Annotated in this window: 19 protein-coding genes; 8 read left to right on the top strand and 11 right to left on the bottom strand. The window is 60.0% G+C overall.

Translation table 11 applies throughout. The features are described 5' to 3' along the window. Window positions 1–62 precede the first annotated feature (62 nt). A complete protein-coding gene (locus FQ182_RS14870) occupies window positions 63–1235 on the top strand; it encodes an MFS transporter (RefSeq protein ID WP_149414062.1) in 1173 nt (390 codons plus the stop codon). Here the strand turns inward: FQ182_RS14870 and FQ182_RS14865 are convergent. Together FQ182_RS14865 and FQ182_RS14860 are read right to left on the bottom strand one after the other, a co-directional pair. Further along, window positions 1229–2266 carry a dienelactone hydrolase gene (locus tag FQ182_RS14865; protein ID WP_149414061.1) on the bottom strand — a complete coding sequence of 346 codons (1038 nt, stop codon included), beginning with the start codon at window positions 2264–2266 and terminating at the stop codon, window positions 1229–1231. The two genes, FQ182_RS14870 and FQ182_RS14865, sit on opposite strands and share 7 nt — an antisense overlap. A gap of 225 nt (window positions 2267–2491) precedes the next feature. Next, on the bottom strand, window positions 2492–3103 hold the full coding sequence (locus tag FQ182_RS14860; protein ID WP_149414060.1) for an FMN-dependent NADH-azoreductase: 612 nt from the start codon (window positions 3101–3103) through the stop codon (window positions 2492–2494). Between the two features lie 125 nt (window positions 3104–3228). Between FQ182_RS14860 and FQ182_RS14855 the strand changes: the two genes are divergently transcribed. After that, entirely contained in the window at window positions 3229–4137 is a 909-nt protein-coding gene (locus FQ182_RS14855; protein WP_149414059.1) for a LysR substrate-binding domain-containing protein, read from the top strand. Window positions 4138–4148: 11 nt separating this feature from the next. Further along, window positions 4149–4499 carry an MmcQ/YjbR family DNA-binding protein gene (locus FQ182_RS14850; RefSeq protein ID WP_149414071.1) on the top strand — a complete coding sequence of 117 codons (351 nt, stop codon included), beginning with the start codon at window positions 4149–4151 and terminating at the stop codon, window positions 4497–4499. On the opposite strand, the gene FQ182_RS14845 is transcribed toward FQ182_RS14850, so the two are convergent. Both FQ182_RS14845 and FQ182_RS14840 read right to left on the bottom strand, forming a co-directional pair. Next, a complete protein-coding gene (locus FQ182_RS14845) occupies window positions 4488–4889 on the bottom strand; it encodes a DUF1294 domain-containing protein (RefSeq protein WP_256666326.1) in 402 nt (133 codons plus the stop codon). The genes FQ182_RS14850 and FQ182_RS14845 overlap by 12 nt on opposite strands. After that, on the bottom strand, window positions 4886–5716 hold the full coding sequence (locus tag FQ182_RS14840) for an undecaprenyl-diphosphate phosphatase (RefSeq protein WP_149414057.1): 831 nt from the start codon (window positions 5714–5716) through the stop codon (window positions 4886–4888). Before FQ182_RS14840 ends, FQ182_RS14845 begins: the two co-directional genes overlap by 4 nt. Before the next feature lie 252 nt (window positions 5717–5968). Between FQ182_RS14840 and FQ182_RS14835 the strand changes: the two genes are divergently transcribed. From FQ182_RS14835 to FQ182_RS14825, 3 genes are all read left to right on the top strand, one after another. Next, on the top strand, window positions 5969–7603 hold the full coding sequence (locus FQ182_RS14835; RefSeq protein WP_149414070.1) for a methyl-accepting chemotaxis protein: 1635 nt from the start codon (window positions 5969–5971) through the stop codon (window positions 7601–7603). A 286-nt stretch (window positions 7604–7889) separates the two neighbouring features. Beyond that, entirely contained in the window at window positions 7890–8453 is a 564-nt protein-coding gene (pnuC, locus tag FQ182_RS14830; protein ID WP_149414056.1) for a nicotinamide riboside transporter PnuC, read from the top strand. Then, window positions 8450–8974: an AAA family ATPase gene (locus FQ182_RS14825; RefSeq protein ID WP_149414055.1), complete on the top strand. Its 525-nt coding sequence runs from the start codon at window positions 8450–8452 to the stop codon at window positions 8972–8974. The genes pnuC and FQ182_RS14825 overlap by 4 nt, the downstream gene beginning before the upstream one ends. 37 nt (window positions 8975–9011) lie before the next feature. On the opposite strand, the gene FQ182_RS14820 is transcribed toward FQ182_RS14825, so the two are convergent. Next, complete coding sequence (locus tag FQ182_RS14820) at window positions 9012–11324, bottom strand: acylase (protein WP_149414054.1); 2313 nt, start codon at window positions 11322–11324, stop codon at window positions 9012–9014. 251 nt (window positions 11325–11575) lie between these two features. Here FQ182_RS14820 and FQ182_RS14815 point away from each other — a divergent pair, with 251 nt between their 5' ends. Continuing rightward, window positions 11576–11959: a fe2+ zn2+ uptake regulation protein gene (locus tag FQ182_RS14815; RefSeq protein WP_149414053.1), complete on the top strand. Its 384-nt coding sequence runs from the start codon at window positions 11576–11578 to the stop codon at window positions 11957–11959. A 1-nt stretch (window position 11960) separates the two neighbouring features. Here the strand turns inward: FQ182_RS14815 and FQ182_RS14810 are convergent, their stop codons facing one another. After that, window positions 11961–12155 carry a hypothetical protein gene (locus FQ182_RS14810; RefSeq protein ID WP_149414052.1) on the bottom strand — a complete coding sequence of 65 codons (195 nt, stop codon included), beginning with the start codon at window positions 12153–12155 and terminating at the stop codon, window positions 11961–11963. A 209-nt stretch (window positions 12156–12364) separates the two neighbouring features. After that, on the bottom strand, window positions 12365–13282 hold the full coding sequence (locus tag FQ182_RS14805) for a LysR family transcriptional regulator (RefSeq protein ID WP_149414051.1): 918 nt from the start codon (window positions 13280–13282) through the stop codon (window positions 12365–12367). Window positions 13283–13402: 120 nt separating this feature from the next. Here FQ182_RS14805 and FQ182_RS14800 point away from each other — a divergent pair, with 120 nt between their 5' ends. After that, window positions 13403–14398, top strand: a complete 996-nt coding sequence (locus FQ182_RS14800) for an aldo/keto reductase (RefSeq protein WP_149414050.1) — start codon at window positions 13403–13405, stop codon at window positions 14396–14398. 63 nt (window positions 14399–14461) lie between these two features. Here FQ182_RS14800 and FQ182_RS14795 read toward each other — a convergent pair whose 3' ends face one another. Genes FQ182_RS14795 through FQ182_RS14780 form a run of 4 tightly spaced genes read right to left on the bottom strand, consistent with a single transcriptional unit; the run spans window position 14462 to window position 18374 of the window. Continuing rightward, window positions 14462–15235, bottom strand: coding sequence for an enoyl-CoA hydratase (locus FQ182_RS14795; RefSeq protein WP_149414049.1), 774 nt, complete (start codon window positions 15233–15235; stop codon window positions 14462–14464). A gap of 14 nt (window positions 15236–15249) precedes the next feature. Further along, complete coding sequence (locus FQ182_RS14790) at window positions 15250–16377, bottom strand: acyl-CoA dehydrogenase (protein ID WP_149414048.1); 1128 nt, start codon at window positions 16375–16377, stop codon at window positions 15250–15252. Between the two features lie 23 nt (window positions 16378–16400). Beyond that, window positions 16401–17594, bottom strand: coding sequence for an acetyl-CoA C-acyltransferase (locus tag FQ182_RS14785; protein ID WP_149414047.1), 1194 nt, complete (start codon window positions 17592–17594; stop codon window positions 16401–16403). Window positions 17595–17606: 12 nt separating this feature from the next. Further along, window positions 17607–18374, bottom strand: a complete 768-nt coding sequence (locus FQ182_RS14780) for an SDR family NAD(P)-dependent oxidoreductase (protein ID WP_149414046.1) — start codon at window positions 18372–18374, stop codon at window positions 17607–17609. Window positions 18375–18380 lie beyond the last annotated feature (6 nt).

The raw sequence follows: 18380 nt of genomic DNA, 5'->3' as shown, positions 1-18380 counted from the left end.
GCTTCCTTTTCTTCTACACCCACGCCATGATGCGCTCACCGCCTGCCCGCGAATGAGCTCCCATGCCCGCCTCCCCCAGCTCACTGTCGATCACCCTGCAGATCGTCTCCATTGTGTTCTACACCTTCATCGCCTTCATCTGCATCGGCCTGCCTATTGCAGTGATCCCCGGTTATGTTCACGAGCAACTGGGCTTCAGCGCCGTGATCGCCGGAGTGACCATCGGTTCGCAATACTTGGCGACGCTGCTCAGTCGGCCCATGGCCGGGCGCATGTCAGACACTGTCGGAACCAAACGGGCGATTGTGCTGGGTTTGAGCGGCATTCTGATCAGCGGCGTGCTGACGTGGATCGCCACGCTACTGGACGGCACACCACTGTTGAGCCTGAGCATCCTGATCGTCGGCCGACTGTTGCTGGGTGTGGCCCAAGGCTTGATCGGTGTTGGTACCATCAGTTGGTGCATGGGCCAGGTCGGCGCCGAACACACCGCACGCTCGATTTCCTGGAACGGGATCGCTTCCTACGGCGCCATTGCCATTGGCGCACCGCTGGGGGTGGTGATGGTTGCCCAATACGGCTACACCAGTCTAGGACCGGCCCTGTTCGCACTGGCGGCCTTGGGCCTGCTGCTGATCCGCAGCAAACCGTCGGTACCGGTGGTACGCGGGGAGCGCTTGCCGTTCTGGGCAGTGTTTGGGCGCATTGCCCCTTTCGGCGCCAGCCTATGCCTGGCATCGATTGGCTACGGCACCCTGACCACGTTCATCACCCTGTACTACCTGAGCCGTGGCTGGACCGGCGCCGCGTGGTGCCTGACAGTATTTGGTATTTGCTTCATCGTTTCCCGGCTGCTGTTCATCTCCAGCATCAGCCGCTTCGGCGGGTTTACCGCAGCGATTGCGTGCATGACCCTCGAAACCGTGGGCCTGGTGCTGCTCTGGCTGGCACCGTCCACCGGCGTCGCGCTGATTGGCGCTGGGCTGACCGGTTTTGGCCTATCGCTGGTGTATCCGGCGCTGGGTGTCGAGGCGATCAAGCAGGTGCCCAGCAGTAGTCGCGGCGCAGGCTTGAGTGCCTATGCAGTGTTCTTCGATCTGGCGCTGGCGATTGCCGGGCCGCTGATGGGCGCGGTGGCGTTGAACCTGGGGTATTCGTGGATTTTCTTCTTTGCCGCCCTACTCTCGGTCACCGGCCTGGGCCTGACCTTGCTGCTCAAGCGCCGTGCTTACTGATCCGCCGTCTGCATGCCGGCACGGCTGGATTGCCCGAGGGTGTGGCTGAAAAAACGTCCGGCCTCGGAGATCAGGTTGCGGTGAATGCCTTCACGATCGACACCATCGGCATCGGTGCACACGGTCGGCATGGCCGCCAGTTGGTCCTCATCACAGGGCGCCATGAAGATGAAGTGCCCTGCCCCGGCCAGCAACTTGAAGTCCGGCGGTTCCGGCAGCTTGCGCGCCAGGGCGGCTGCATTCTTGTCCACCGCCACCAGCTTATCGCCGTCGCCGCTGTAGAGCAGCACCGGGACATGCACGTGGGCCAGGGTATGACGGCCAAACATCAAGCTCAGCGGCGCCATCAGCATCAAAGCGTGGATACGAGAGTCGGCCTGGGGCTGCAAGTCATCGCGATCAACAATCAGCTCGCCCTTGGTGGTGCAGGCGTCACGGTCTTCGGGACGTTGCTGGCAATAGCGCCGCAGCCGGTCAAAATCAGGTTTGGCACCCGCCAGGATCAGCGCCGTCTCACCACCTGCCGAATAGCCGATTACTCCTACTTGGTCGACGTTGACGAAGGGCGACAGCATCGAATCGCCCAGGGTTGCGGTGATCGCTTCGGAAATCTGGATCGGCCGTCCAAACAGATTGCTCAAGGTGCCCAGGCGACTGTGATCCTTGTAGTTGTCACCGGGGTGCAACACCGCCACCACCACAAAGCCCTTGCGCGCCAGGGACGTGGCCAAATCATGCAGGGCCAGCGGTGTGCCGGTGTTGCCATGGGAAAGCATCAACATCGGGAAGCGGCCAATGGCAATCTTGGAGTCTTGCGTGGCGGCGATGCGATAGGCGCCCACTTGGCTGGTCTGTTCCTGGCCGGTGGACGGGTAAAAGGCTATAGCGCTCATCGGCTGTAAATCCAGCGGATCGAGAAAGCTCATGCGGTGATAGCCCACACTCCAGTGGGGGTGCGGTGCTGGCGCGGCCTGCACTGAAACGAGGCCACCGAACAAAGAAAGAAGCAAGACTGCACAAAGACGCATCATGGGGATGTCCACCTTTGTTGCGTGACGCCTGCGTGTCGATTAAAAAAACCCATGATCATTGCACTCAGGCTCGGGTGATATGACCTTGGATTGCATAACCTGAGCCAAATACGCCCGGATAAAACAAAAAACTCCGTACTCCGGCCGCTTTCAGGCCACCAGAATACAGAGTTTAGACGGCTCGATTCAGATTGATATCGAGCCGCGGTGAAATTTACACAAGTCTTACGCAGCGACGAACAATTGCTCGCTGATCAGCATATTGGCATCGTTCAGCGCCTTGCCACGCACTTCGTCACCGTAAGCAAGCCCGTGGGCACGGACGAACTCGATGTCGGTGATACCGAGGAAGCCCAGCAGCACTTTCAGGTAGTCTTCGTGAGCCACGCCAGTAGGCTGGCCGACGTGCAGGCCGCCTGCGGTGGAAACGATGATCACCTTCTTGTTGCCGCACAGGCCTTCAGGGCCGGCTTCGGTGTAGCGGAAGGTCTGGCCGGCAACGGCGATACGGTCGATCCAGGCTTTCAACTGGGTCGGGATGGTGAAGTTGTACATCGGTGCGGCCAATACCACGGCGTCGGCGGCGAGAAACTCAGCCAAGGTCGATGCGCTCAGGTCGGCTTCGTGTTTTTGCACGGCATCACGCAATTCAGCGGCGGTGCCCAGAGCACCCAGGGTGACGCCAGAGAAATGGCTGATGGCATCGCTGGCCAGGTCGCGGTAGGTCACTTCAATACCTGGCTCGGCGGCTTGCCAGGCCTTGACCACGCCGGCGCTCAACTGACGGGACACCGAGTTGTCGCCCAGGATGCTGGAATCGATATGCAAGAGTTTCATGTGGGATCTCCAAGTGAGGATCGCACGGGGCGATCAAGTGCTGACAATCCTACAGATGAATCCAATAGCCGATTAGCGGGTTAAAATGCGATAGTTCGTCCCACTGACAGGACAATAGGCGCGCCATGCAAGATCTCAATGACCTCTATTATTTCGCCAAGGTGGTGGAAGCCGGTGGCTTCGCGGCCGCAGGACGCTTGCTGGGTATCCCGAAATCACGGCTCTCCCGGCGCATCGCCGAGCTGGAAGAACGCCTTGGCGCGCGCTTGTTGCAACGCACCACCCGCCAGTTGACCCTGACCGCCGTCGGCGAACGCTATCTGGTGCACTGCCAGGCGATGCTACTGGAAGCGGAAATGGCCGACGAAGCCGTCGCCAGCATGTCCAGTGAGCCTCGGGGCCGCCTGCGGGTGAGTTGCCCGGTAGGCCTGGCCCACGAAATCCTGCCCACGGTAGTGGCCGAATTCCTCGCGACGTATCCGCTGGTGCAGCTGGAAATGATGCTGATCAATCGTCGCGTCGACCTGGTGGCCGAAGGTATCGACGTCGCCCTGCGAGTGCGGGACTTGGGGGATGAAGACCCGTTGCTGGTGACCCGCCGTCTGCGCCAGGCACAGGCCGTAATGGTCGCCAGCCCCGACTTTGTGCGCAACCGCCAGATCAAGACACTGGAAGACCTCAAGCAGCTGCCGGTGCTCGGCGCGCTGGAAGCTGACCGCATGGTCCACCTGCGTATGCTCGATCCCGATGGCAACCGTTGCGATTTGGTGATGGAAGCGCGGCTAGGCATCGATGACTTTGTCGTGCGCAAGGCCAGCACCCTCGCCGGCCTGGGTTTTACCGTGTTACCCATGATGTATTGCGAGCAGGAACTGGAAAGCGGCCAGCTTGTGCAACTGTTGCCGCAATGGTCACTGCCCGGCGGCTGGCTGCAAGCTGTTTACCCGCATCGACGCGGTGTGTCGCCGGCAGTGCGCGCCTGGATCGACTACTTGGATCATGCCTTCAAAGGTTGTGGAGAGCGACAGCTATGAGCGCGAAGAAAATGACTGAAGAAGATGTCGCACGCTTTTGCCTGGGCTTGCCCGGTGCGCGAGAGGATTACAAGTGGGGCGGCGTGCGGGTGTTTTCGATTGCCGGAAACAAGATGTTTGCGTTGCAGAACCTGCGGGGCGAGTCTCTCGCGTTCAAGGTCGACAAAGAGCTATTCCTCGGCCATGTGGACCGCCCTGGGATTCACCCGGCGCCTTACTTGGCACGGGCGCAATGGATCATCATGGAAACACCCTACCCGTTGGGCGGCGAGGAGCTGCGTGGTTTGTTGCAGCGCTCCCACCAACTGGTGGTCAGCAAGCTGCCCAAGCGCACGCAGGTTGGGCTGTTGCTAGAACACTGATCGCAACATGCCACCCAGGAACAGTTGATCGATCCAGAACACTTGGTGCAGCAAGACGATCAACCAGAACACCACTTGATAAGACACCTTGCGCGTCTTGTGGCGAAACACCTGCTGGGCAATCAGCGCACCTGGCCAACCGCCAGCCAGTTCCAGGGTATGGAGGAATTTTTCCGGGGTACGCCAGCTGTCGCTGCGGGCCTTGCGCTTGTCGCTCCAGTACAGGAAAAACGTGACCAGGCTGACCGCGCCATAGGCCACCAGCGGGATCAGCGAAACACCGCGATACCCAAGCGATGCCGAGCCAAACAGCGGCACGGCACACAACAGCACAAACACCAAGGCCTTGAAGCGCGGATGTTGAATGCCGTTGTTATTCAGGGTGTTCAAGCTTTGGCCGCCGCCCAATCAATCCAGCCGAACTGCCAGGTCGCCAGGATCAACAGGCCGAAGGCAATGCGATACCAGGCAAACGCCGCGTAACTGTGGCTGGCGATGAACTTTAGCAAACCCTTGACCGCGATCATCGCGAAGATGAACGAGGTGACAAAACCAATGGCGAACACCGGCAGGTCATCCGGCTGGAACAGGTCACGGTACTTGTAGCCCGAGTACACCGCCGCGCCAACCATGGTCGGCATTGCCAGAAAGAACGAGAACTCGGTGGCGGTCTTGCGTGACAGGCCAAACAGCAGGCCGCCAATGATGGTCGAGCCGGAACGTGAAGTTCCCGGAATCATTGCCAGGCACTGGGCAAGACCGACTTTCAAAGCGTCTTTCCAGGTGATGTCGTCGACACTTTCGGCATGGATTTCATGCTGCCGGCGTTCAGCCCACAACATGATGATGCCGCCCACCACCAGCGCGGTGGCCACGGTGATCGGATTGAACAGGTACTCGTGGATCAGGTCGGCAAAAATCACCCCCAACACCACTGCCGGCATAAAGGCGATCAACAGGTTGATGGTGAAACGCTGGGCATTGCGCTGGATCGGCAAGCCGATGACCACATCGAGGATCTTGCGCCGGAACTCCCAGACCACCGCGAGGATGGCGCCGAGCTGGATGATGATGTTGAACGCCATGGCCCGTTCGCCACCGAAGTTGAGCAAGTCGGCGACGATAATCTGGTGACCGGTACTGGAGATCGGCAAAAACTCCGTCAGTCCTTCGACAACTCCAAGTATCAATGCCTGTACGGCAGTCCAAAGATCCATTATTCCCCCATAAGGTCATGCGACCGCATGCCTCGTTGATATTTTCTAGACGTTCACTAACGATGAGCACGCTAAAATCGCAGCGCGCAGGATCAAGGCCGAACTGCAAAAATTCTGTGAAAAATCAGCAGGACTCAGGTTTTTTGATTCCGGGCCGAAAGCCTATCAGACAAGCCCGAATTTCGCTTCGCGTTATCGCTTGGGCAGTCGATTACTGCGCCAACAATTATAAGAACACGGAGTGACATGACTATGAACAGCTTGCGCAATATGTCGATCAGCCGGCGCCTCTGGCTGATCCTGATAGTCGCCGTGTTAATGCTGCTGACCCTGGGTTTGCTGATGCTCAAGCAGATCCATGACGATCTGTATCAGGCCAAGAGCCAACAGACCCAGCATGTGGTGGAAACCACCAACGGGATACTTACGTATTACCACACCCTTGAAACCACCGGCGTCTTGACCCGAGACGCGGCGCAAAAACAAGCCTTGAGCGTGGTACGTGGCCTGCGTTACGACCATGACGACTATTTCTGGATCAACGACCTGACGCCAATGATGGTGATGCACCCGGCCAACCCGAAGCTGGATGGCCAGAACCTGTCGGCCATTCGTGATCCGGACGGCTTTGCCGTGTTCAACGAGTTTGTCAGCCTGGCCAAGGCCAAGGGCGCCGGCATGGTCAACTACCGCTGGCCAAAACCCGGCGCGGCTGACCCAGTGGCAAAAACCTCCTATATCCAGTTGTTCCAGCCGTGGGGCTGGATCATCGGTTCAGGCGTCTACGTGGATGACGTGCAAGCCCAGTTTCAGGGCCAGGTGTGGAAGACCTCGATCATCGGCCTGGGCATTGCCCTGATCATGGCCCTGCTGGTGTCGCTGATCGCCCGCAGCATCGTGAGGCCGCTCCAGGAAGCAGTGAACGCCATGGCCAATATCGCCAGCGGCGAAAGCGACCTGACCCGCAGTCTGGACACCCACGGCCAGGACGAAGTCACCCAACTGTCCCGGCACTTCAATAGCTTCACCACCAAGCTGCGCCAGGTGGTCAGCCAATTGCAGACCTGCGCCAATGCCTTGGGCCAGTCGTCCTCAGAGCTGGGCAGCAATGCCAGCGCCGCCCATGACCGCAGCCAGCAACAGTCCCAGCAGATGGAGCTGGTGGCCACTGCCATCAATGAAGTGACCTATGGCGTGCAGGACGTGGCCAAGAATGCCGAGCATGCCGCCAGCGAAATGCGCGATGCCCAGGTCCAGGCCGAACAAGGCCAGGTCAACATCGACGGCAGCCTGCAGCAGATTGATGCACTGTCCAACACCATCAGCCAGGCGGTCGAAGTGATCCGGACCCTGTCCTCGGAAAGCACCCAGATTGGCGGCGTACTGGAGGTGATCCGCTCCATCGCCGACCAGACCAACCTGCTGGCCCTCAACGCCGCCATCGAAGCGGCCCGCGCGGGTGAACAAGGCCGTGGTTTTGCCGTGGTCGCCGACGAAGTGCGCCTGCTGGCCCAGCGCACACAAAAATCCACAGCAGAAATCCAGAGCATGATCGAGCGCCTGCAAGGCCATTCCGAAGCGGCGGTCCAGGTGATCAGCGACAGCCACCAGGCATCACAACTGACCATCGAACAAGCCGGCCAGGCCGGTGCCAGCCTGACTGCCATCGGCCAGGCCCTGCGCAACCTCAATGGCCTGAACGCCTCGATTGCCAGCGCCACCCTGCAACAGGCCCATGTGGTGGAAGACATCAACCAGAACGTCACCCAGGCCGCTGGGCTTTCTCACAGTACGGCACTGGCGGCGCAGCAATCGAGTGTTGCCAGTACGCACTTGAAGGGCTTGAGCGAGGAGTTAAACGGGTTGCTGCGCCAGTTCAAGGTCTAGGAAGGTTGCCTCCCCTGTGGCGAGCGGGCTTGCCCGCGTTGGGCTGCGTAGCAGCCCAAAAACCAATCACTGCGGTCTTTCTGATAGATCACAGCAACCGGCCAGGGAGTGCTGCGCACTCCAACGCGGGCAAGCCCGCTCGCCACAACAAGCCAGCTTTGCCACAACAAGCCCCTTTGCCACAACAGGCCCGCTTTGCCGCAACGTGCACCTCCCTGCATACCTTTGCGCCAAGCCCACCTGTGGTTACAATCGCCCCCCTCTTCGAATATCCCAAGGAATCCCCATGTCCGGGCTTGAACTGTTTGCCGCCGCCCTGGGGGTGATCGCCGTCTGGTTGACAGTCAAGCAGAACCCCTGGTGCTGGCCCATCGGCCTGGTGATGGTATTGCTCTACACCTGGGTTTTTTTCGAGGTAAAGCTGTATTCGGACATGCTGCTGCAGGTGATCTACGCCGGCCTGCAGCTCTACGGCTGGTGGCAATGGACACGGGCCGGCGAGGCTAAACAGGGTCGTCAGGTGACCAGCCTTGGCGCCCAACCGATCCTCCTGCACCTGACGATTGGCGCGGTAGGCAGCCTGTTGCTGGGCGCCGCCATGGCGCATTGGACCGATGCCGCACAACCCTGGCTAGACGCAGCCTTGACCGGTTTCAGCCTGGTGGCGCAAATGTGGATGGCGCAGAAACGTGTGCAATGCTGGCCGCTGTGGATTGCCGTCGACGTGATTTTTGTCGGGTTGTTTCTCTATAAGGGCCTGTACCTCACGGCGGCCCTTTACGCCTTGTTCACCGTGATCGCCATGCAGGGTTGGCGGGAATGGCGGGCTGAGCCGGCGTTGCGCACATGAAAGTGGTGGTCATGGCAGGTCCCGAATCCAGCGGTAAAAGCTGGTTGGCCGAGCAGTTGAAAGCGCATTTCGGCGGGGTATTGGTGGGAGAATTTGTTCGGTACTTCATCGATCACTTTCAGCGCGATACCACCTTGGCGGATATCCCTGAAATCGCCCGCGGCCAACTGGCCTGGGAAGATACGGCCCGCGCTGAACAGCCAGCGTTATTGATCCTCGACACCCACCTGCTGACCAACAAACTGTGGAGCCAGACGCTGTTCGGCGACTACCCGGAATGGCTCGACCGCGAGCTTCTGGCTCGCCACTATGACCTGCATTTGCTGCTGTCCCCGGAAGATGTCGGCTGGGCCGATGACGGGCAGCGCTGCCAACCGAAACTGGCAGATCGCCAGGCTTTCTTCCAGGCCAGCCAGCGGTGGCTGGAACTGCATCAACAGCCATTTGCGGTGATTCGCGGCGATTGGGATGAACGTCGCAACAAGGCTTTCGCGGCAGTGGCGCAACTGCTTCGAGAGTGAATACCCCTTCCATGCACGATCACCGGGTCGGTACGCTCTATCGCCCTACCTCATCCTTCTCGCTGATCACCCGCACCTGATACTGCGGGTCCGCTGCAATCTGCTGCTCGGTAAAGGGTAGCGGGCTGAGTTTCTTCTCGGAAAACGCCTGGGTCTGGTCCTTCGAATACGTTGAGGCCGGGTCGCTGGACAACGAGAACGCCAGCACGCCCTGGGCCTGCGGCCCCTTGTCGTCGAAGGTGACGACCTGCAAGTAACTGCTGCCGCTGACCACCTCACGCTTGCCGTCGTCCCTGGGTACGCTCTGCATCGCGTTATACACCCCCAATTCTTGCGGCCCACCGTGGATCGGCGTGGTGCCAGACACCTGGATATCGCCCCAACGACTGCTCTCGCTCAGCCCAAGCCTGGTAACTTCAGCGACCGATGCCAGCATCGCTTCACGCAACGCCTTGGCCACCGACGCCCGCTCAATCGCCAGGCCGCGCGGCGTAGTTTGCGGTTGCTGCGGGTCAAAATCGACGCGCCACCGTTCAGGCACTTGCTGCATCTGGTCCATCACATTGATGAAATGCATCAGCCCCAGCCCACTGTCCAGGTTGGCGCGCTGGTCCCAGTTTTTCAGGCTTGCGCAGACCGGTTTCAGGGCTGGCGCATCTGCGCCCAGGCTTTCGCCACAGAATTTCAGCAGGTCGGGCATCACTTGGCTGGCCAGGTAGACCTGATTGTCCATCACCATGTTTTCCAGGGAGGCTGCGCTAATTGGGTGTTTGTCCAGCGCCTGCAAGCGCTGTAAGGCAAAGCGCGAGCGCGGCCCCAGGGCAATCTGCTCCTGGCTGATCACCGGCGAAAAACCGCTCAACGGGGACTTGGGGTTGGCCATCCACGCCGAATCATTGGAGTGCTGTACATAGTCCCTACGCTCCAGCTGCGGCAACTGATCCGCCGGAAAAATACCGGCCTGGGCGGCACGCGGGTCGATGTCCCAGGCACAAGCGCTGTGGGCGCCATCAAGCACGATCAACTGCAAACCGGCGCGGGGATCGCTGCATTGCGCCAGCTTTTGCGCACTCACGTTGGGCACCACCGACAGATTCATGTACAGGCTCTGCCCCTGATCATCCGCCGCCAGGGTGTTGACCCACGGGATGCCTTGCAAGGTGTGCACTGAGGCTTGCAGTTCCTTGAGGCTACCGGCGCGGTTCATCGCGTACCACTGCGCCAGCACGCGGTCGTTGCCCAGGTTGGCATCCCGCAGGCTGAAGGCGTATTGCCCGTCCCAGTCCAGTTTCCCCGGCCATTGCACCACCGGACCGAATTGCGAGCTGTAGACCGTGTGGGATTGCGCCTTGGTGCTGCCATCCGCTTCCTTGACCTGCACCGTCACCCTGGTTTTCTCCATCGGCACCGACTTGCCGTCCAGCAGGTAGCGGGTCGAATCCTTCGGGTCCAGGGTCAAGCGGTAGAGGGTGAAATGCTTGGATGTGTCGACGGTGTGAGTCCAGGCCACATGCTGGTTGAAGCCGATATTGATCACCGGCAACCCCGGCAAGGCGGCGCCCATCACGTCCAACTGACCGGGAATGGTCAGGTGCATTTGATAGAAGCGCATACCACCGATCCACGGGAAATGCGGATTGGCCAGCAACATGCCGCGACCATTGAATGAACGTTCCCCGCCGACCGCCACGGCGTTGCTGCCGCGATCCAGCGTAAAGCGCTGCTGGTTCGCCGCAGCGATCTCAAACGCAGGAGTGTCGTTCTGCACACCGGCGTTGCTCTGGGGTGGTGCGGCACCCACCAGGGCTTCGGCGAATTGCCCAACACCGCCTTCTACCAACAGGCGACGGGTCAGCTTGACCAGATCCTGCGGGGTAATCGACCGTACCCAAGCGCCCTGGCACTGCGCCGACAAACCCTCGGCGCGACGTTCTTTCAGGTAACGGTTGTATCCCGCCACATAGCCTTCGATGCGCTGCTGCATCTGCGGGGGCTGCACTTTCCAGAATGCCGCGACCGCCTGGGGTGTATTGAGCCAGGTGAAAAACACGTCGCTGGTAAGGTTGTTGCGCTCTTCCAGGGTGGACTTTTCGGCGCCGAAATATTTGGCGCGTTCACCGTTTACCGTCACCACTTCGTTGGCCAACAGGCACAGGTTGTCCTGGGCGTACGCGTAACCAATACCGTATCCCAACCCGCGCTCATCGCTGGCGCGGATATGGGGGATACCAAAACTGGTACGGCGGATATCGGCCGTTGCCTCGCCTGCCTGCCGGGCTGATACCGAAAGGCTCAAGCCAAGAAACACACCTGCCACGCACACCTTGGACAACCCGTTGGAAATAATCACGCAGACTCCATATTCAACCCAAATTAACCGTCCCGGGCAGGACAATCTCACCAATACCGGCCCACCCATAAAGACGTAATAGCGGGGAATAATTTAGCGAGCGCAGGCGTTAATTCGTTGGCGTGGAAATGTGACAGAACTGATACCGACGAAATTTACACATCGCCCGCTTCATGATTTGCGCTTCTCATACGTCTTATTACTAAGAGCGCCATCATTTTCCTGATCAGGCTCTGATAAGGAGTTTTTGCATGTACAACTCGCACCTGCCCACGGACGGACATTCAATGGCACACAATGCGGCTTTCGGCTCGGGCACCCAAGTATTCGGCAAGTCACCCGAACATCAAGGCAACCAACGCATCCGACACTTACTCAAGTGTTTTGGCCTGCGCACCAGCCTGATTCGCCTGAAGGTCATCGACGCCCTGCTCACGGCCGCCGATAACGGCCGCTCGCTGGGTGTGCGGGGTGTCCACAGCCACTTGCTGGAACTGGGCATCCCCTTGTCCTTTCTCAGTGTGCGCGAAGTGCTCAAGCGTCTATGCAGCGAGGGCGTGATCACCCTCAACGCCGACAAGAGCTACAGCCTGCATGAACAGGCTGCCAAAGTGCTGGCTGCCAATAACGCCTGAATCAGGCGTTGGGCTTGACCTTGCGGCGCATCACGCCGTTGACCACTACCACGATCACTGCCACGGCAATGGCGATGTACTGGAACGTTTTTTCGCTGATGGTCCCGTTGTTCTGCAAATAGGACAGGCCAAACATCGTCCCAAGGACGACCAGGGAAATCAGAATCGAGTATTTCAAGCGTTGCTTCTGGGTCATGACGGGTTCCTGAACCTGAAAATATGTATCCACTTTGTATCGCCAGCCATGCCAAGCACATACCCGGTTGCGGGGATGGACCAGGGCTGGCGAGGTCGCATGTTACAGGCGATGAAAAACTTTGGCTTGCCTTGCGCCTGATTGAACCTGTGAAAGCCAGGCTCGTTCCCGGGTCTTGGCCTGATTGCTTTACCCTCATGCACCACTCCTCAAGGGTAACGCTGTAACCCGCTGCCCGGACGGGCGCAAAGCTCTACCAGCCAGTCGACAAACACCCGCACCCGCTGGGATAACTGGCGGTGTGGCGGATAGAGCGCCGCCAGAGGGAGCCTGGGTGGCAACACATCGGCCAGTACCTCTACGAGCGTGCCCTGCTCCAACTGCCGGGCGACGTGATAGTACGGCGCCTGAACCAGGCCATAACCGGCCTCGCAGGCGGCCAGGTAGCCATCGGCGCTGTTGACCGCCAGTTTCTTGGGCAAGTCCACCAGGCGAATATCGTCCCCGCACTGGAACTCCAGGCCATAACGTTTACCGGTGGTGCTGGAGAAGTATTCAATCATTTGGTGGTTGGCCAAATCATTGAGGTCTTGCGGTACTCCCATCATCTGCAGGTAGCCAGCGCTGGCGCAGGTCAACTGGTCCATCATCGCCAGCGGCCTGGCCACCAGTGAATCATCCAAAGACAGGCCGCCGCGCAGCACGCAATCCACACCTTCGCGAATCAAGTCCACGGGGCGATCATTCAAGCCGATTTCCAGGTCGATCAGCGGGTAGCGTGCGGTGAACTCCGGCAAGGCCGGAATCACGATAGAGCGTCCCACCGCTGCGGGCATATCGATACGCAGCGTGCCTCGCGGATTTTTCCGGCGGGTGGAAAACACTGCTTCAGTCTCTTCAAGATCGGCCAACAAACGCACGCAGCGTTGGTAATAGGCCGCGCCATCCAGGGTCGGATGGACCTGACGCGTGGTGCGTTGCAGCAATTGCACGCCCAAATGGGCTTCCAACTGCTTGACCAAGATCGTCACCGAAGCGCGAGACAGGTGCAGGCTGTCGGCCGCCTTGGCGAACCCACCCAATTCAACGATCCGCGTGAACACCCGCATGGCATTAAAACGGTCCAAATCCTGACTCCCTTCACGGATTATTTAGAATTTACCAATAGTGATAATGCTTTTAGCCGGTTTATCTTGTTTTTGTCGAGGACAACAATGGGTTCCTTAGTCATTGAAGGAGCGTTACCCATGCTTACGCGTCCACTCGGCAAAAACGGCCCACACGTCAGCGCTATCGGCCTCGGCTGCATGGGTATGACGGATTTCTACACCACCGGTATCGATAGCCGGGAGGCCACCGCCACACTGCATCGCGCCCTGGAGCTGGGCATCAACCTGCTGGACACCGCCGATATGTACGGCCCGCATACCAATGAAACGCTGATTGGCAAGGCCATCGCCGGCAAGCGCAACCAGGTATTTTTGGCAAGCAAGTTCGGCATCGTCCGCGACCCGGCGAACCCGACGCTGCGTGGGGTCAATGGCCGACCGCAGTACATTCGCGACTCGATCGAAGGCACCTTGAAACGCCTGGGCGTCGAGACGTTGGATTTGTATTACCAACATCGCATCGACCCCGATGTCGCTATCGAAGAGACCGTCGGCGCCATGGCTGAACTGGTGCATCAGGGCAAGGTGCGTTACCTGGGCTTGAGTGAAGCGTCTGCCGCCACGCTGGAGCGGGCCCACAAGGTCCATCCCATCAGCGCCCTGCAAAGCGAATATTCGCTGTGGAGCCGGGATCAGGAAGACAACGGGTGCCTGGCGGCTTGCCAGCGATTGGGGGTTGCATTTGTGCCCTATAGCCCACTGGGGCGTGGCTTTCTCACCGGAGCACTGAAGAGCGCGGATGATTTTGCGGCGGATGATTACCGTCGGTTCAGCCCACGATTCCAGGGTGAGAACTTTGCGAAAAACCTGCTGCTGGTGGAACAGGTACAGGCACTGGCGCTGGACAAAGGCGTCACTGCCGGACAGCTGGCGTTGGCTTGGGTGTTGGCGCAGGGGGATTATCTGATTCCGATTCCAGGGACCAAGCAGCGTAAATACCTGGAAGAAAATGTCGCCGCGCTGGAAGTCAAACTCAGCCCCGCCGAGTTGGCGGCGCTGGAGGCAATATTTCCAGCCAATGCCACGGCTGGGTTGCGCTATCCGCAAGAGGTGATGCAGATGCTGAATAAGTAGGCACTTGCTCGCGATGTTTTTTTGATTGTTCCCACACCCGTGGGAACAATCAGTAAGCGACCGTTACTTATCCTTGAACTCTGGCGCGCGCTTGGCCACAAACGCCGCCATCCCTTCCTTCTGATCCTGAGTGGCAAACGCGGCATGGAATACCCGCCGCTCAAAACGCACGCCTTCCGACAAACTGACCTCAAACGCGCGGTTGACGCTTTCCTTGACCATCATGCTGATGGGCAGCGATTTACTGGCGATCAGCGCGGCGACTTTGAGCGCCTCCTCCAGCAACTCATCCGCCGGTACGATCCGCGCAACGATGCCACAACGCTCCGCCTCCACCGCATCGATGAAACGCCCGGTCAGGCACATTTCCATGGCCTTGGCCTTGCCCACCGCACGGGTCAGGCGCTGGGTGCCGCCCATGCCCGGCAGCACGCCGAGGTTGACTTCCGGCTGGCCGAACCTTGCGTTGTCACCTGCCAGGATGAAGTCGCACATCAGCGCCAGTTCGCAGCCGCCACCCAAGGCAAAACCGTTGACTGCGGCAATGATCGGCTTGCGACGATTGGCTACTCGGTCGCTGTCGCTGAACAGGTCGTCCAGGTAGATCTGCGGGTAGGTCAGCTCAGCCATTTCCTTGATATCGGCGCCGGCGGCAAAGGCTTTTTTCGAGCCGGTCAGCACGATACAACCGATCTCGGGGTTGGCTTCCAGACTGTCCAGCGCCTGGTTCACCTCACTGACCAGTTGTGCGTTCAAGGCGTTCAGCGCTTGCGGGCGATTAAGGGTAATCAGCCCAACGCGGCCCTGAACCTCCAGCAAAATGGTTTCGTAGCTCATCCGTCAGTTCCTCTTCAAAGGTTGCGTGAAATGACCATGCGTTGAATATCGCTGGTGCCTTCATAAATCTGGCAGACCCGCACATCGCGGTAGATCCGCTCCAGGGGGAAGTCGCTCAGGTAACCGTAACCGCCCAGGGTTTGCAAGGCCGCCGAACAGACCTTCTCAGCCATTTCCGAAGCAAACAGCTTGGCCATGGATGCCTCCAACAGTGCAGGCCGGCCGCTGTCGCGCAGGGCCGCGGCGTAATGCACCATCTGCCGTGCGACGGCGATCTGGGTGGCCATGTCCGCCAGGCGGAAGGCCACCGCCTGATGCTCGATCAAGGTTTTGCCAAAACTCTCGCGTTCACGAGCGTAGTCACGGGCTGCCTCAAACGCAGCACGGGCCATGCCCACCGATTGCGAGGCAATACCGACACGGCCGCCTTCCAGGTTGGCCAGGGCAATCTTGTAGCCTTCGCCCTCCTCACCCAGACGGTTGGCCACCGGTACTTTTACGTCCTCAAAAAGGATCTGGCAGGTGTCGGATGCATGCTGGCCAAGCTTGTCTTCAACCCGCGCCACTTTATAACCGGGCGAATCGGTGGGCACGATAAAGGCGCTGATGCCGCGCTTGCCGGCCTTGGGATCGGTCACCGCAAACACAATCACGACCCCGGCGTTTTGCCCCGACGTGATGAACTGTTTGCAACCGTTGAGCACGTAGTGATCACCCTCAAGGCGGGCACGAGTTTTCAGGCTACTGGCGTCGGAGCCGGCCTGGGGCTCGGTCAGGGCAAAGGCGCCGAGCATGGCGCCGCTGGCCAGGGGCGTGAGGAATTGCTCTTTCTGCTGATCGTTGCCGAACTTGAGGATCGGCACGCAGCCCACAGAGTTATGCACGCTCATGATGGTCGAGCAGGCACCATCGCCGGCGGCGACTTCTTCCAGGGCCATGGCGTAGGCCAGGTAGCCAGTATCGCAACCGCCCCACTGCTCCGGGACCAGCATGCCGAAAAAGCCCAGTTCGGCCATTTCAGCAATAGCCTCCTTGGGAAAGCGATGCTCGCGGTCCCACTCGGCGGCGAACGGTTTCAGCCGTTCCTGGGCAAATTGCCGGGCGGCTTCGCTGATTTGCAGTTGTTCGTCATTGGGGAGCATAAACAGCCTCTAAAATAAAAAGCTTAATACAGGCATTCAACGGCCATGGCCGTGGCTTCACCGCCGCCGATGCAGATCGCGGCAACGCCGCGCTTGAGGCCCTTCTGGCGCAATGCCGAGAGCAACGTCACCAGAATCCTCGCGCCGGACGCACCAATCGGATGCCCCAGTGCGCAGGCGCCGCCGTGGATATTGACCTTGTCGTGGGGAATTTCCAGTTTGCTCATCGTCACCAGGCTGACCACGGCAAAGGCTTCGTTGATTTCAAACAAATCCACGTCACCCAGGCTCCAGCCGGTCTTGCTCATCAGCTTGCGAATCGCGCCCACTGGCGCCACCGGAAACAGACCGGGCTCATCGGCGAACGCCGCGTGACCGTGGATCACAGCCAAGGGCTTGAGCCCGCGTTTTTGCGCTTCGGATTGACGCATCAGCAGCAGTGCAGCGGCGCCGTCGGAAATCGAGCTGGAGTTGGCTGCCGTCACCGTACCGCCTTCGCGGAACGCCGGTTTCAGGGTGGCGATCTTTCCCGGCTTGGCCTTGGGCGGCTGTTCGTCGTCAGTGATAGTTTTCTGTTCCTTGCCGACGGTAACCTGCACCGGGACGATTTCGGCGGCAAAGCTACCGGTGCTGATCGCCTGCTGGGCACGGGTCAGGGAGGCAATGGCGAAGGCGTCCTGGGCTTCACGGGTAAAGCCGTGGTGCTCGGCGCAGTCTTCGGCAAAGGAGCCCATCAGGCGGCCCTTGTCGTAGGCGTCTTCCAGGCCGTCGAGGAACATATGGTCGAGCACCCGGCCGTGGCCCATGCGGTAACCGCTACGGGCGCGGTCCAGCAGGTACGGGGCGTTGGACATGCTTTCCATGCCACCGGCGATGATCACGTCGACGCTGCCCGCCAGCAGCGAATCATGGGCGAGGATGGTCGCTTCCATGCCCGAGCCGCACATCTTGTTGAGGGTGGTGCAGCGGGTCGATTTATCCAGGCCCGCGCCCAGGGCCGCCTGGCGTGCCGGGGCCTGGCCCAAACCCGCCGGGAGCACGCAACCAAACAGCACTTCATCCACCCCATCGCTGGCGATACCGGCGCGCTCGACAGCGGCGCGAATCGCGGCAGCGCCCAGTTGTGGCGCAGTCAGGCCCTTGAGGTCGCCCTGGAAGCCACCCATTGGGGTGCGCACGGCACTGACTATAACGATTGGATCGTGATTCTGAGTCATGACAAATCCTCCTTACTTGGCCGCCATGCGCAAGGCACCGTCAAGACGGATCACCTCGCCGTTGAGCATGCTGTTTTCAATGATATGCCGCACCAACGCGGCGTACTCGCAGGGCTTGCCCAGGCGTGGCGGAAACGGTACGCCGGCCGCCAACGAGTCGCGCACTTCAGGCGTCATGCCAGCCATCATCGGGGTTTCGAAGATGCCCGGTGCAATCGTCATCACCCGAATGCCAAAGCGCGCCAACTCCCGTGCGGCAGGTAGGGTCAGGCTGGCAATCGCACCCTTGGACGCAGCATAGGCCGCCTGGCCGACCTGGCCGTCAAAGGCCGCCACCGAAGCGGTGTTGATGATCACCCCGCGTTCGCCGTCAGCATTGGCCTCGGTTTCAGCAATGGCCGCTGCCGCGAGGCGCAACAGGTTGAAGCTGCCAATCAGGTTAACGTTGATCACCTGGGCAAAACTGGCCAAGGCATGCGGCCCGTTCTTGCCAAGGATTTTCTCACCGCGCACCACGCCCGCGCAGTTGACCAGCCCGTGCAAGCCGCCAAATGCCGCAACCGTGGCCTGCACCGCCGCTTCGGCAGCCGCTTCCTGACTGATGTCGGCCACCACGCTGCGGGCCTGATCGCCCAGCTTGCTGGCCTGAGCCGCCACGGCCTCGGCGTTCAAATCTACCAGCATCACCTTGGCACCCGCCGCCACCAACATTTGCGCGGTGGCCGCGCCGAGGCCCGAAGCCCCGCCGCTGACCAGAAAAACCTTGTTCTCAATCTGCATCATTGT

It is taken from the genome of Pseudomonas sp. ANT_H4 (assembly GCF_008369295.1).
Taxonomy (GTDB): Bacteria; Pseudomonadota; Gammaproteobacteria; order Pseudomonadales; family Pseudomonadaceae; genus Aquipseudomonas.
Note: the sequence above shows the minus strand (reverse complement) of the source record. Positions and strands in the feature narration are given on the sequence as shown.